Below are 12,855 nucleotides of genomic sequence, written 5' to 3' on the forward strand. Positions count from 1 at the left end.
CAGGCCATTTCCCTCCGGGCAGGTATCCCACCCCCCTCACCTGCCCGGCTCGCGGGGCCCGGGGGCCCCCCCCCCCGGGGCGGCCCCCGCCGCGGTGGCGTGAGGTGAAGCGGTACGGGCCCGTCCCCCGACCGTGGACGACCACCGGGCCCGTACCGCGGCTCAGCGGGCCGGCGGAGTCCCCCGGCCGGTGCGGCCGTACGCCGACAGGTGGCGGTACGGCCAGGTCTGGAGCCAGTCGGAGCGGGTGTCGTCGACCGCGCAGCCCGCCAGCTTCAGCCGCTCGGCGATCTTGCGCAGGGCGGCCTCCGTGCCGTCGAACCGGATGACGTTCCGGCCGGCGATGTCGGCGATCGTGCGCAGTTCCCCGACCTCGACCATCAGGGTGCGCTCCGGGTAGGCCATCAGCACCATGCCCAGCTCGATGAGCACGTTGGGCCGGGGCTGCCCGGTGGGCTCGGTCTCGTACGGCGGCTCGCTCCTGCCGTGCAGGTCGGGGTGGAGCTGGACGATGTCGTCCGGGGTGAGCAGGACGAGGGCCGCCTGGGCCAGCGCGGGCGCCCCGGCGACGACCTCGCCGAGGAAGGGCGCCGTCTGTCCGGTGGCCTTGACCAGGTCCTCCCATTCCAGCGGGCGCAGATCGAGCAGGCGCAGCAGGTCGAACATCCTGAGCCGCACCTCCTCGTCGCGCCCGTGGACGACGAAGACGTTGCGCCGGCGGTCCGGGGCCGGGCCCGAGCCGCCCTGGTCCGGGCGTACCTGGCGGACGGCGCGGGCGGGGGCGGGGACGTGGAAGTTCTGCGTCCCCGAGTTGGTGGTGTTGTTGTTCCCGGTGACGAAGCTGTTGTTCCGCCCGAAGTCGTTGCTGCTTCCGTAGTCGCTGCTGTTGCCGCCCGTGGAGGTGTGCGTCATGCGGCTCCCGCCCCCTGACCGCCGGCCGGGCCGCCGAAGTTCTGCGTGCCCGAGTTGGTGGTGTTGTTGTCCCCGCTGACAAAGCTGTTGTTGTGCCCGTAGTTGTTGAGGATGTTCGTCTGGCGGGCCTCGTGCTCCGTCAGGTCCACGTTGTGCTCGTACAGGAAGTCACGGACGACGTGGAGGAACTGGCGCTCCACGATCTGGGTGTACTTGATGGTGTCGGTCTCCTGGAAGAAGACGTGGAAGTGGGGGCTGGTCGCCATCTCCCGGACGCTGGTGACCGCTCCCCGGTTGAGCACGGCGTCCGCGTAGCGGCCGAGGCCGAACTCGCTGCTGTCGGCCGGCTGCGGCACCCGGATGCGCTCCTTGGCCCACGGCAGCCGCGGCAGCAGCCGGGCACCCGCCGCCTTGGCCGCGGCCGACCGCACCGCGGAGTGGTGCGTGCCGCGCACGGTGTGCCAGGCCAGCCTGAGCAGCAGCCGCTCGTCCAGGGCGGCGGGCAGCCGGTCCACCAGCTGGAAGCTCGCCCGGACCGGCGCCAGCACGTACGAGTAGAACTCGGTGTGCAGGGTGTTCCCCTTGAGGTCGAAGCCCACGAACGCCGTGGTGACCAGCTCCTGGTCCCAGGAGCCCACCCGGATGCACAGATAGGTGCGTCCCGTGTCGTGGACGTCCGCCCACCGGCCGTCGAGCTCGTCGAGCTGCTCGGGGGTCGGTTCGGCCACGCCCCGCAGCGTCGTGACGGCCGTGGTGAAGGTGCTGCGCTCCACGGCGAGGCCCTCGATCCGCTGGGTCGGGCGGGCCTGGGCGCGCAGCCGGGCGGTCATGCGGTCGGCGACGTAGGCGGTCAGTTCCTCGACGGTGAAGGGGACGACCTCCTTGCGCCGGGGCTCCTGCCCGGTGGCGCCGGGTGCCGCGGGCGCGCCCGGCCGGCCGTCGAACACCCCGAGCGGCGCGCCGATCAGCAGTTCCGCGTTGGACCAGCGGCGCACCTGCGAGCCCGCGCCGACGAACGGCTTGTAGCCGCCGTAGCGGATCACCGTGCCGTCCGAGGTCTGCTCCCGCTTGATCTTGGCCACCAGCTCGGGCGTCAGCTCGGCGTGTTCGGGGTACGAACCGTCGAACCCGCGGCCCCGGCGTCCCGCCCCGCCGGGAGCGGACAGCCGGCGCGTCAGCGTCTGCAGGGTGACGACCCGCCGCAGGAACGCGGTGATCCACAGCAGCCAGAGCACGGCCAGCAGCGCGGTGAACCCGTTCAGCGCGCCGAGGGCCATGAGGAGGAAGGTGACGGCGGCGCCCGCGGCGAGCACGGCCAGCCGGATGCGTTGCAGCCGGCGTGCCGCCAGCGCGTGCGCGAGCACGGGCACCGCGTCGTAGCCGTACGACGGGGCCACCACCCGGTACCGGTGGGTCAGCAGCTCGCGGATGACACCGGCGCGGTAGACCGGGTCGAGGTAGGTGCCCGCGCACAGCAGCCGGGTGGCGTTGCTCGTCGCGTCCGGCGCCGGGCGGGCCGCGACCGGTCCGCCTGGTTCCGGCGGCGGGGCGGGCACGGTGAGGAAGTCGCTCGCCATTGTTTCTCGCTCCGCTCTGCTCAGCCGGTGGGGGTCATGGAGGCCTCGGTGATGACACCGTCGGCCACGGTGTACCGGCCGCTGTACGACTTCTGCGTGCCGTCGGTCTGCCGGGCGAGGAGCTGCACCCGGACCGTGTCGCCCTGCACGGACTCGATGGTGACGTCGTCCCGCTGGGTGGTGGCGAAGCCCGACACGAAGGTGGTGTAGGACGCGTCGAGGTTCTTGCCGCCCAGGTCCCAGGCGGTCGCGTAGTCGCCCTGGTTGATGGCCTCGAAGAAGCGGGTCACCGTGCCGGCGGGGCCGTCGGCCGCCTCGGTGCTCCCGGCTCCGGCCGTGGTGGAAGCGGTGTCCGTGGGGACGGCGCTGTCGGTGGGCGTCCAGGTCGGCGTCTCGTACGCCGTGGAGCTGTCCGGTGCCGGCGTGTTCGAGGACGACGGGTCGTAGTCGCCGGAGTAGCCGCCCGGGTAGCCGCCGGAGTAGCTGCCCGAGTAGCCGCCGTCGACGGACGGCGTCCCGGATCCGCCGTCCTCCGTGTCCAGGTGGGGCACGAGGCCCATGAGCAGGATCAGCAGAAAGGGGACACCACCGATGAGCAGTGCGTACGTCCGCTCCCTGCCGCCGGCGGGTAAGAGGCTCGGCGGCTCGTAGGTGTGGTTCATGGGTCCTCGCAACTCCCGGCAGACGTCCGGGATCTCGCTCGTTCCGTCGGTATGACGACAGTCACTCTGCCCGACATCCGTCGGGCCGGGACCGGTTTCGCGCTTCCGATGCGCTTCCGATCCACCACGCGCCGGGTGTGTGTCGAGCAGGTGTTCAGATGGCGGTGCAGGGCACCGGCCACTGCCGGATGCGCGGGGGCAGGGTCACCGCCCAGCCGCCGCGGGACAGCACCAGCCGCTCGGCCGTGAGCAGCCCCAGTGCCTCCCGTCCGGTGGCGTCCAGGTCCGCGACGGGCGTGGGCTCCAGTAGCCGTAGGAACGTGGCGTGCAGTGCGGGGTGGTCCAGGGTCAGCCGGACGGCCGTGCCCCGCTCCCTGCGGTCCAGGACCGTGACGAAGTCCGGGCCGCGCCGGTGGTAGAGGACACCGTGGGCGTGTCCGGCCCGCCAGGACGCCAACAGGCCCGCGTTGCCCGGGAGTTCCGCGGGCGGCGGGAGGTGGTGCAGCATGCGGGGGTCGTACGGCGGTGGGCCCGTCGCCCGCCAGTCCACGCCGAGGCCCAGGCCCTGGCACTCGCGCAGGAACCGCACCGCCTCCGCCGTCGCACGCCCCGCGCCGCTCAGGTCCAGCGGTACGGCGGCCTCGACGCGGCGCCCGCTGCGCCGGTGCGGCACGGTGCCGGGCAGCCCGCTCATCCGGCCCCCTCGGGCAGCCGGACCGGCTCGCCCCAGGTCGGCAGGGAGACGAAGGTGGCGCCGTCGCGGAACAGCAGGCCCAGCCCGAAGGCCTCGTGCACCCATGCCTCCAGGGCCGCCACCGGCATCCCGTGGCCGTCGGCGGTCAGCAGCCGGTGCAGTGCGGCCACGGTCCGGCCGTCCTCCAGGCGGCGCAGGGCGGCCGCCCGCCAGCCGGTGAAGCGATGGGTGGCGTGGGGCCGGCCGTGCCGGCGGTCGTGCACCAGCAGCCGGGCGCCGTCCTCCTCGAACAGCAGCCGGGAGTGCGCGTGCCCGGCCCGCCAGGCGGCCACCGCCTCCTGCAGCCGGCGCTCGACCGGGCCGCCGATTCCCGCGGGCTCGGTGTCGAACAGGTAGACCAGATCGGCGAGTTCGTCCTCGGGCAGGTCGTAGACGTGCTGGTACATCGCGGCCGGGCGGCGCTTGCCGAAGCCGAGGGCCGGGTCGCTGAAGTGCGGGCTGAACCGCTCCAGCTGGATGCGGTGGGCGCCGCTGGGCGGCTGGAGGTGGACCAGGGCGGGGAGCTGGTCGATGACGGGCGTGTAGTCGTCGGCGCGCTCGCCGGGGAAGCCGTACAGCAGGTTCCAGGAGCAGGTCAGGGCGTGGTTCTCGCACTCGCGCAGGGTGCGCACGTTCCGGGCGCCGGTGACGCCCTTGGCCATGAGGTCCAGGACGCGGCTGCCCAGGCTCTCGATGCCGGGCTGGATGTGCACGGTGCCGGACTCGCCGAGGAGCCGGAGCTGGGCGGGGGTGAGGTTGGACTTGACCTCGTAGTGCAGCCGCAGGTCCCAGCCGCCGGCCGCCACCCGGGGCAGGAAGTCGCGGAAGTAGGCCATGTCGATGATGTTGTCGACGGTGACCACGTCGAGCAGGCGGTGGCGGCGCACCAGCCGGTCGATCTCCGTCCACAGCCGCTCCCCCGGTTTGGCCCGGAAGGCCATGGCGGAACCGTTCAGCCCGCAGAAGGTGCAGTGGTGCTTCTCGCCCCACCAGCAGCCCCGGGCCCCTTCCACGACGAGTTTCGGGTGGATGTACTCCTGGACCGGGGAGGCGTCCAGGGCGGCCTGCCACTGGTCGTAGTCGGGCGAGGGTATGTCGGCCGGGGCTACGGTACGCCGGGTCTCGGTGTTGGCCCGGGACACCGTGCCGTCCCACCAGCACAGGCCGGGGACGTCCACGGGCGCGGTGCCCGCGTCCAGGTGGCGTAACAGCGCCGGGAAGGCGTACTCGGCCTCACCGCGGACCACGTGGTCGACGAACGGGTGCGTGCGGTGCAGGGCGTGGCCCATCGGCCCGTCGCAGTTGCTGCCGCCGAAGACGGTCACCAGCTCCGGTCGCCTCCGCTTGAGTTCGCGGGCCAGGGCGAGGGACGGCACGTTCTGCATGAAGGTGGTGGTGAACCCGACCACGTCCGGGCCGGCGGCCAGGATCTCGGTGGCGCAGGCGTCGACGAACGGGGCCGCGTACGGGCGCATCTCCAGGGCCGTGTCGATGAGGACGCCCCGGTCGGCCGCGTACTCCCGCAGCCGGGCCGTGCCCCAGCCGGGGTCGTCGTACAGGGCGCCGGAGAAGACCCAGTCGCCGAGGCCGTGGAAGATCGCGTCGCTGCCGACCGCCACGCAGTCCCCCGGCCGCAGCCGGCCGCCGGAGTGCTCCAGCAGGAACTCCGCCCAGCGCAGGGAGCCGTGGAACTCGGTGACCTCGTCGCCGGGGCGGGCCTGCCGCACGATCCGGTTGAGCAGGCCCAGTTGCAGCGAGGGCAGGTCGAGCGGGTGCCACGGCATCGTGACCAGGTGGACGCGCATGCTCAGCGGGTCGGCCGCTTCTCCAGGATCGCCGGCCGTCGGGTGGTGCCGCCCTGGTCCTCCCGGACCACGACCTTCTTGATCTCCACGATCGCCACTCCCCTCGCGGCCCGCGAACGCCCTTGCGCCGCACGGCTGTCCACCATATGGACAGATGTGTGTGCGGCACAAGGGCGTCCCGTGACGGCCCGGGTCACAGCCGCGGGTCGACCGGTTCCGACTCCAGCGCCAGCACCCCGAACACCGCCTCGTGCACCCGCCACAGCGGCTCCCCGTCCGCGAGCCGGTCCAGGGCCTCCAGGCCGAGGGCGTACTCGCGCAGGGCCAGCGAGCGCTTGTGGTTCAGGAACCGCTGCCGCAGCCGGGCCAGGTTGTCCGGCCGGGTGTACTCCGGACCGTAGATGATCCGCAGGTACTCGCGGCCCCGGCACTTGACGCCGGGCTGCACCAGCCGGCCCTCGGCGTTGCGCACGAGCGCGCCGAGCGGCTTGACGACCATGCCCTCGCCGCCCCGGCCGGTCATCTCCAGCCACCAGTCGACGCCCGCGCGCACCGATTCCGGCTCGCCGGTGTCGACGTACAGCCGCCGGGTGGTCTGCAGCAGTCCGGTGCCGTCGTGCTCCACCAGCCGGTCGATCAGCGCCAGCTGCTCGTCGTGCGGCAGCGCGGCGAGGCTGCGGCCCTGGACCGCCAGCAGCTGGAAGGGGGCCAGCCGGACGCCGTCCAGGCCCTCGGTGGTCCAGCAGTAGCGGCGGTAGGCCGCGGTGAACGCGGCGGCGTCGGCGGCCCGCTCCCGCTGCCGGGTGAGCAGGCCGCCCACGTCCGCACCGCGCGCGGCCGCGGCCTCCAGGGCGGCCAGCGCGCCCGGGAACACCGCGCCGGAGGCGGCGCCGACGGCCGCGTACTGGCCGCGCAGCAGTCCCGAGGCCTTCAGCGACCACGGCATCAGCTCGGCGTCCAGCAGCAGCCAGTCGGTGGCCAGTTCGTCCCACAGTCCGGCGCCGTCGATCGCCGAGCGCAGCCGGCCGAGGATCTCCTCGGTCACCTCCGCGTCGTCGAAGAACGGCCGCCCGGTACGGGTGTAGAGCGAACCCGTGGGGCCGTCCGCACCGAACCGCTTCCGCGCCGCCTCCGCGTCCCGGCAGACCAGGGCCACGGCCCGGGAGCCCATGTGCTTCTCCTCGCACACCACCCGCTCGACCCCGTCCCGCGCGTACTGCGCGAAGGCCTCCTCCGGGTGCTCCAGATAGCCGTCGACCCGCGAGGTCGCCGTGGGGGCCATGGTCGGCGGCAGGTACGGCAGCAGGCGCGGGTCGGTCGCGAAGCGGCTCATGACCTCCAGGGCCGCCGCCGCGTTCTCCTCGCGGACCGCCACCCTGCCCGCGTGCCGGGTCTCCACGGCCCGCCGGCCGTGCACGTCCGCCAGGTCCAGCGGCCGTCCGTCGTGCCCGCCGGGCGCCTCGGTGCGCAGCGGCCGCGCCGGCTCGTACCAGACCCGCTCGGCCGGTACGTCGACCAGCTCGCGCTCCGGCCAGCGCAGCGCGGTGAGCTTGCCGCCGAACACGGCACCGGTATCCAGGCAGATGGTGTTGTTGAGCCAGGTGGCCTCGGGCACCGGGGTGTGGCCGTACACCACGGCCGCGCGGCCCCGGTAGTCCTCCGCCCACGGGTAGCGCACGGGCAGCCCGAACTCGTCGGTCTCGCCGGTGGTGTCGCCGTACAGGGCGTGCGAGCGGACCCGGCCGGAGGTGCGGCCGTGGTACTTCTCGGGCAGGCCGGCGTGGCAGACCACCAGCCTGCCGCCGTCCAGGACGTAGTGGCTGACCAGTCCGTCCAGGAACTGCCGGACCTCCGCCTTGAACTCCTCGCTCTCGCCCTCCATCTGCGCGATGGTCTCGGCGAGTCCGTGGGTGTGCTGGACCTTGCGGCCCCTGAGGTGACGGCCGTACTTGTTCTCGTGGTTGCCGGGGACGCACAGCGCGTTGCCCGACTTCACCATCGCCATGACGCGGCGCAGCACGCCGGGGCTGTCCGGGCCGCGGTCGACCAGGTCGCCGACGAACACGGCGGTACGGCCGTCCGGGTGCACCCCGTCGGCGTAGCCCAGCTCGGCCAGCAGGGCCTCCAGTTCGGCGGAGCAGCCGTGGATGTCGCCGATGATGTCGAAGGGGCCGGTGAGGTGGGTCAGGTCGTTGAAGCGCTTCTCGGTGACGACGGTGGCGTTCTCGGCCTCCTGCACCCCGCGCAGGACGTGCACCTTGCGGAAGCCCTCGCGCTCCAGGTGGCGCAGCGAGCGGCGCAGTTCGCGGATGTGCCGCTGGATGACCCGGCGGGGCATGTCGGCCCGGTCGGTGCGAGCCGCGTTGCGCTCGGCGCACACCTCCTCCGGCATGTCCAGCACGATGGCGATGGGCAGGACGTCGTGCTGCTTCGCCAGCTCGATCAGCCGGCGCCGGGCGTCCTGCTGCACGCTGGTGGCGTCCACGACGGTGCGGCGGCCGGCGGCCAGCCGCTTGCCGGCGATGTAGTGCAGGACGTCGAAGGCGTCCCGGGTGACGCTCTGGTCGTTCTCGTCGTCGCCCACCAGGCCGCGGCAGAAGTCGGAGGAGATCACCTCGGTGGGCTTGAAGTGCCGTCGGGCGAAGGTGGACTTGCCGGATCCCGAGGCGCCGACGAGGACGACGAGGGAGAGGTCGGTGACGGGCAGGGTCCGCCCCTTGTGCTGTGTACCGGTCATGCCGCCTTCGCCTCCTTCTCGTTCCTGATCGTGAACACGGCCATCTGGGTGGGCGGGCCCACCTCGGGGTCCTCGTCGCCGACGGGGGTGAACGCGACCTCGTAGCCGTGCCGTTCGGCCACGGTCGCCGCCCAGTCGCGGAACTCCGCGCGGGTCCACTCGAAGCGGTGGTCGCCGTGCCGGACGTGTCCGGCGGGCAGGCTCTCCCAGCGGACGTTGTACTCGACGTTCGGGGTGGTCACGACGACCGTGCGCGGCCGGGCGTGCCCGAACACGGCGTACTCCAGGGCGGGCAGCCGGGGCAGGTCGAGGTGTTCGACGACCTCGCTCAGCACGGCGGCGTCGTAGCCCTTGAGCCGGTTGTCGGTGTAGGCGAGGGAGCCCTGGACGAGCCGGACGCGCGCGGCCTGGCGTTCGCCCATGCGGTCCAGCTTCAGCCGCCGGGCGGCGACGGTCAGGGCGCGCACCGACACGTCGACGCCGACGATCTCGGTGAACCGCACGTCCTTGAGCAGCGCCTGCACCAACTGGCCCTGTCCGCAGCCGAGGTCGAGGACGCGGGCCGCGCCGGACGCGCGCAGCGCCTCGGTGATCGCTTCCCGGCGCCGCACGGCGAGCGGGGTCGGCTTCTCCTCGGCCTCGGTGTCGTCCGCGACGGCGTTGTCGAGGTCCTCCACCTCGCTGTCGTCGGCCTCCGCGAGCCGCACCAGTTCCAGCCGCTCCCTCGCCTGCCGGGTCAGCGACCAGCGGCGCGCGAGGTACCGGCTGGTGATCAGCGTCTGCTCCGGGTGCTCGGCCAGCCAGCCCTCGCCGGCCCGCAGCAGCTTGTCGACCTCGTCGGCGGAGACCCAGTAGTGCTTGGCGTCGTCCAGCACCGGCAGCAGCACGTACAGGTGGCGCAGGGCCTGGGCGAGGGTCAGCCGGTCCGACTCCAGCACCAGCCGCACGTACCGCGAGTCGCCCCACTCCGGGAACGCGGTGTCGAGCGGCACGGGGTCGGCGGTGACGGTCCAGCCGAGCGGTTCGAAGAGCCCGCGTACCAGGGCCGCCCCGCCGCGGGCGGGCAGCGCCGGCACCTCGATGCGCAGGGGCAGGGGTGCGGCGGCCCGCTCCGGGCGGGCGGCGCACACCCCGCGCAGGGCGCTGGAGAAGACGTTGCCCAGCGCGACGGCGAGCAGCGAGGAGGCCGCGTAGGGGCGGTCGTTGACGTACTGCGCGAGGGCGGCGTCGGGTGCGCCGCCGCGGCCCTTGCCCTTGCCCCGCCGGACCAGCGCGACCGTGTCGATCTCCAGCAGCAGCGCGGCCGTGCAGCGCTCGGCGTCCGCCTCGGGGTAGAAGACGTGCGCCGTGCCGTACGAGGTGGAGAAGGCCTGTGCCCTGCCGGGGTGCTTGTGCAGCAGGTACCCCAGGTCGGTGGCCGGGTTCCCGGCCGTACCGGTGGTGGAGATCGTCACGAACATGCGGTCGAGTCTCCCTGGTCGGCACCCCGGCCGACCACCGGTTTTCCACGCGGCGGCCGGTCCGTGGCGGACCGGCCGGGGTGCGGCGCGGGGTCCTCGCTCAGGACGCGGCGTCGACGATCTCCCGGGCGGCCGCCATGGCCCGCCGGTCGTCGGCCTGCCGGTCCTCCAGCGCCTTCTTGTTCTCGGTGATGGTCTTCTTCTGCGCGCGGCTCTCGACGGCGTGCACCGCCTGGATGTACTCGGTGTCGAGCTTGCAGCGGGCGTCCGCGACGGCGGTCTTCTTCTCCTTGGCCGACGGGTCGTCGCCGCGGTACCAGTCGGAGTCGGTGGAGGCCTGGTCCGGGTCGCTGTAGCGGAAGCCCTTCTCCTTCATGCACTTCGACCACGCGCGGTCGGCCTTCTTCCAGGCGGGGTCCTTCCGCGCCTCCTTGTGCGCCATGTACCAGTACTGCGCGGGGAGCGAGTAGTAGCCGCTCAGCCGCACGCCACCGATCTCGGTGGGCTTGGGCTCGGGGCCGTAGATCTTCCCGAGCGCCTCCCCCATGCACCCCTTCTTCGGGATGGGGTTGCCGTGCGCGCGGTGGCTGTCGCCGGACTCGAAGGTGCCGGTGAGGGCCGCGTACTGGTCGGCCGGCCACTCCATGGGCTGGCTGTCGGACTCGTCCCGCCGCGCGTTGTGGTAGCCGTGCTCGGCCGCCAGGTCGGGGTCGTCCACGCCGTAGGGGGTGGCGTCGCCGACCATGCTGCCGCTGCTCGTGAGGGTGCCCTGCCGCACCGGGTAGGTCGACTCGACCGTCCTGATGTCGAGCGTCTTGAAGCCGGTGAAACCGAGCCGGACCATGCACTTCCTGGCGAGGATCCACTGCGCCGTGCCGACCGCCTTGCCGTCACGGGTCGTCGCGTCAGGGATGTAGGCGTTCAGCGGGAACGACTTCATGGTGTTGAGGCGGCGGGCCTCGCCGTCGGGGTCGTCGTCGCCGGCGAACTGGCAGGCCGACACGGCGAGCAGGCCGGTGAGGGCGAGGGGGAGGAGTTTGCGCACCGGGTCATCCGATCAGCCGGAGATCATGTGCGCTGTGGCGGAGCCCACAGTTCCGCCGCATGGTGTCCACCGTTGGTCTGTTGTGAACTCCGCGTGTCCTTCATGTGATCTCCATTACGGCTCCCGGGCCCCGAAACTGATGGAGTGACCCCTCGTCAACTGACCAGTGACAGAAGGGGGAAACCATGACCCACGGCAAGGGGATCCGCGGACGCCGCAGAGCCGCCGTCGTGCTGACGGCCGGAGCCGTCCTCGGCGCCGGCGTCCTCGCGACCGCTCCCGCCCAGGCGGCGACGCCGGCCGCGGCCTCCGCCCCGCGCTCCGCCGCGGCGGCGCCGCAGGTGCCGGCCCAGGGCGCGTACGCCATGAACGCGGCCACGGGCAAGCAGCTCTTCGGCAAGGCGCCGGACGGCCGGCTGCGCACCGGCTCCACGACCAAGATCATGACAGCGCTGGTGGTGCTGTCGCAGCGCAACGTGAACCTCGGGAAGAAGGTGAAGATCAAGAGGGAGTACACCGACTACGTCATCGACCCGGTCACGCACCAGCAGCGCTACTCCAGCGCCAGCCTGCTCCTCGGCGACTCGATGTCGGTCGGCGACCTGCTGTACGGCCTGCTGCTCCCCTCGGGCTGCGACGCGGCCTACGCGCTGGCGGACACCTACGGCACGGGCTCGACGACGGCCCAGCGCACCAAGTCCTTCATCGGCAAGATGAACGCCAAGGCGCGTGAACTCGGCCTGAGGAACACCCACTTCGACTCCTTCGACGGGGTGTCCAACGGCAGGAACTACTCCTCGCCGCGCGATCTGGCCAAGCTGGCCGGGGTCGCGCTGAAGAACAAGACGTTCAAGAAGGTCGTCGGGACGAAGGTCTACGACGACATGAAGTCGTACCGGCCCGGCGGCGGCACGCACGCCATGAAGCCGTGGAACAACTCCAACAAGCTCCTCGGCTCGTACCGGGGCGCGTTCGGCGTGAAGACCGGCTCCGGGCCGGAGGCGAAGTTCTGCCTGGTGTTCGCGGCCACCCGCGGCTCGAAGACGGTCGTGGGCACGATCCTCGCGGACACGTCGCCGGACCAGCGCTTCAAGGACGCGACGAAGATCCTCGACTACGGCTTCACCCAGCGCGGCTGAGCCTCGCCGGGGGGACCACCGGGTCCCCCCGGCAACGCCTGGGCCGCCCGGCCGGCGCCCACCCGGAGGGCCGCGGCGGCCAGGGCCAGCGCGACGACACACGTGTTGGCCCAGAAGTACAGGGGGCTGCTCGGGTGGGTGCTGCCGTCCGCGAGGACGCAGTCGAAGCGGAGCGGCACGAAGGAGGCCCGCTGGCCGACGAGCACCCCGGGCGGGAAGTCGTCGCGGCACTCCTGGGCCGGTGTGGAGTCCGCACCGGAGGAGGAGTCGTGCACGGAGAACGCGACCGATCCGGCGCCCAGCAGGTAGAGCATGACGGCGGCCCAGCCCGCCATCCACGCCGACCAGCGCAGCAGGTCCGGCCGCCAGTCCGGGCGCCGGCCGGGCAGCGCCACGGATACCAGTTTGCCGATCACGGCGATCATCCAGACGGGCACCGCGAGCCAGACCGGGAGGCTGAGCAGGGCGAGCAGGATGCTGAGCGGGGAGTCGTCGTACATCGGCCGATCCCACCAGCGCCGCGGGGCCGGAACCGTGGTGGAAGCCACAGTTCCGGCCACAGCCTTGTCACACCCCGCCCTGGCCGGCGAACACCCGGCGGCGCACGACGCGCGGTGCGAAACCCGACAGACGACCGGCGGAGCGGGACGCGGCGACCGGCCGGCGACCCGTGAGCGCGGGACGCGGGGAGCGGCGCGCGGCCGGGGGCGACGCGCGACACGGAGACCGGCGGTCAGCCAACGGCTGCGCGCGACGCGAAACCCGACGGACGACCGGCGGCCACG

11 protein-coding genes are annotated in these 12,855 nt (G+C 72.9%); 1 reads left to right on the forward strand and 10 read right to left on the reverse strand.

Features of this window, described 5'->3' with window-relative positions; translation table 11 throughout:
- Positions 1-162 precede the first annotated feature (162 nt).
- The 9 genes from ABZ923_RS24125 to ABZ923_RS24165 all read right to left on the reverse strand — a co-directional run bounded on the left by ABZ923_RS24125 (position 163) and on the right by ABZ923_RS24165 (position 10,931).
- The gene (locus ABZ923_RS24125) at positions 163-912 is read right to left on the reverse strand and encodes a TIR domain-containing protein (RefSeq protein WP_361475266.1); all 750 of its coding nucleotides are present in this window, start codon (positions 910-912) and stop codon (positions 163-165) included.
- Entirely contained in the window at positions 909-2,489 is a 1,581-nt protein-coding gene (locus tag ABZ923_RS24130) for a hypothetical protein (protein WP_361475268.1), read from the reverse strand. Before ABZ923_RS24130 ends, ABZ923_RS24125 begins: the two co-directional genes overlap by 4 nt.
- Before the next feature lie 20 nt (positions 2,490-2,509).
- Positions 2,510-3,151 (reverse strand): hypothetical protein, encoded by a 642-nt coding sequence (locus ABZ923_RS24135; RefSeq protein WP_361475270.1) that lies wholly within the window; start codon positions 3,149-3,151, stop codon positions 2,510-2,512.
- A gap of 154 nt (positions 3,152-3,305) precedes the next feature.
- Positions 3,306-3,845, reverse strand: coding sequence for a DUF5825 family protein (locus ABZ923_RS24140; protein WP_361475272.1), 540 nt, complete (start codon positions 3,843-3,845; stop codon positions 3,306-3,308).
- A complete protein-coding gene (locus ABZ923_RS24145) occupies positions 3,842-5,689 on the reverse strand; it encodes a RiPP maturation radical SAM C-methyltransferase (protein WP_361475274.1) in 1,848 nt (615 codons plus the stop codon). Before ABZ923_RS24145 ends, ABZ923_RS24140 begins: the two co-directional genes overlap by 4 nt.
- A gap of 2 nt (positions 5,690-5,691) precedes the next feature.
- Positions 5,692-5,835 (reverse strand): hypothetical protein, encoded by a 144-nt coding sequence (locus ABZ923_RS24150; RefSeq protein ID WP_361475276.1) that lies wholly within the window; start codon positions 5,833-5,835, stop codon positions 5,692-5,694.
- A gap of 47 nt (positions 5,836-5,882) precedes the next feature.
- Positions 5,883-8,426, reverse strand: a complete 2,544-nt coding sequence (locus ABZ923_RS24155; protein ID WP_361475278.1) for a polynucleotide kinase-phosphatase — start codon at positions 8,424-8,426, stop codon at positions 5,883-5,885.
- Positions 8,423-9,886, reverse strand: a complete 1,464-nt coding sequence (locus tag ABZ923_RS24160) for a 3' terminal RNA ribose 2'-O-methyltransferase Hen1 (RefSeq protein ID WP_361475280.1) — start codon at positions 9,884-9,886, stop codon at positions 8,423-8,425. The genes ABZ923_RS24155 and ABZ923_RS24160 overlap by 4 nt, the downstream gene beginning before the upstream one ends.
- A 100-nt stretch (positions 9,887-9,986) precedes the next feature.
- Entirely contained in the window at positions 9,987-10,931 is a 945-nt protein-coding gene (locus tag ABZ923_RS24165; RefSeq protein ID WP_361475282.1) for a hypothetical protein, read from the reverse strand.
- A gap of 185 nt (positions 10,932-11,116) precedes the next feature.
- On the opposite strand from ABZ923_RS24165, the gene ABZ923_RS24170 reads away from it, so the two are divergent.
- On the forward strand, positions 11,117-12,070 hold the full coding sequence (locus ABZ923_RS24170) for a serine hydrolase (protein ID WP_361475284.1): 954 nt from the start codon (positions 11,117-11,119) through the stop codon (positions 12,068-12,070).
- Here ABZ923_RS24170 and ABZ923_RS24175 read toward each other — a convergent pair.
- Positions 12,046-12,570 (reverse strand): hypothetical protein, encoded by a 525-nt coding sequence (locus ABZ923_RS24175; protein ID WP_361475286.1) that lies wholly within the window; start codon positions 12,568-12,570, stop codon positions 12,046-12,048. The genes ABZ923_RS24170 and ABZ923_RS24175 overlap by 25 nt on opposite strands.
- Positions 12,571-12,855 lie beyond the last annotated feature (285 nt).

Origin of the sequence: Streptomyces sp. NPDC046881, assembly GCF_040645015.1 — a bacterium.
Lineage (GTDB): Bacteria > Actinomycetota > Actinomycetes > Streptomycetales > Streptomycetaceae > Streptomyces.

Excerpts from the sequence above, each read along its gene's own strand:
- ABZ923_RS24125 (WP_361475266.1), bottom strand. The coding sequence starts at position 912 with ATGACGCACACCTCCACGGGCGGCAACAGCAGCGACTACGGAAGCAGC.
- ABZ923_RS24130 (WP_361475268.1), bottom strand. The coding sequence starts at position 2,489 with ATGGCGAGCGACTTCCTCACCGTGCCCGCCCCGCCGCCGGAACCAGGC.
- ABZ923_RS24135 (WP_361475270.1), bottom strand. The coding sequence starts at position 3,151 with ATGAACCACACCTACGAGCCGCCGAGCCTCTTACCCGCCGGCGGCAGG.
- ABZ923_RS24140 (WP_361475272.1), bottom strand. The coding sequence starts at position 3,845 with ATGAGCGGGCTGCCCGGCACCGTGCCGCACCGGCGCAGCGGGCGCCGC.
- ABZ923_RS24145 (WP_361475274.1), bottom strand. The coding sequence starts at position 5,689 with ATGCGCGTCCACCTGGTCACGATGCCGTGGCACCCGCTCGACCTGCCC.
- ABZ923_RS24150 (WP_361475276.1), bottom strand. The coding sequence starts at position 5,835 with ATGGTGGACAGCCGTGCGGCGCAAGGGCGTTCGCGGGCCGCGAGGGGA.
- ABZ923_RS24155 (WP_361475278.1), bottom strand. The coding sequence starts at position 8,426 with ATGACCGGTACACAGCACAAGGGGCGGACCCTGCCCGTCACCGACCTC.
- ABZ923_RS24160 (WP_361475280.1), bottom strand. The coding sequence starts at position 9,886 with ATGTTCGTGACGATCTCCACCACCGGTACGGCCGGGAACCCGGCCACC.
- ABZ923_RS24170 (WP_361475284.1), top strand. The coding sequence starts at position 11,117 with ATGACCCACGGCAAGGGGATCCGCGGACGCCGCAGAGCCGCCGTCGTG.
- ABZ923_RS24175 (WP_361475286.1), bottom strand. The coding sequence starts at position 12,570 with ATGTACGACGACTCCCCGCTCAGCATCCTGCTCGCCCTGCTCAGCCTC.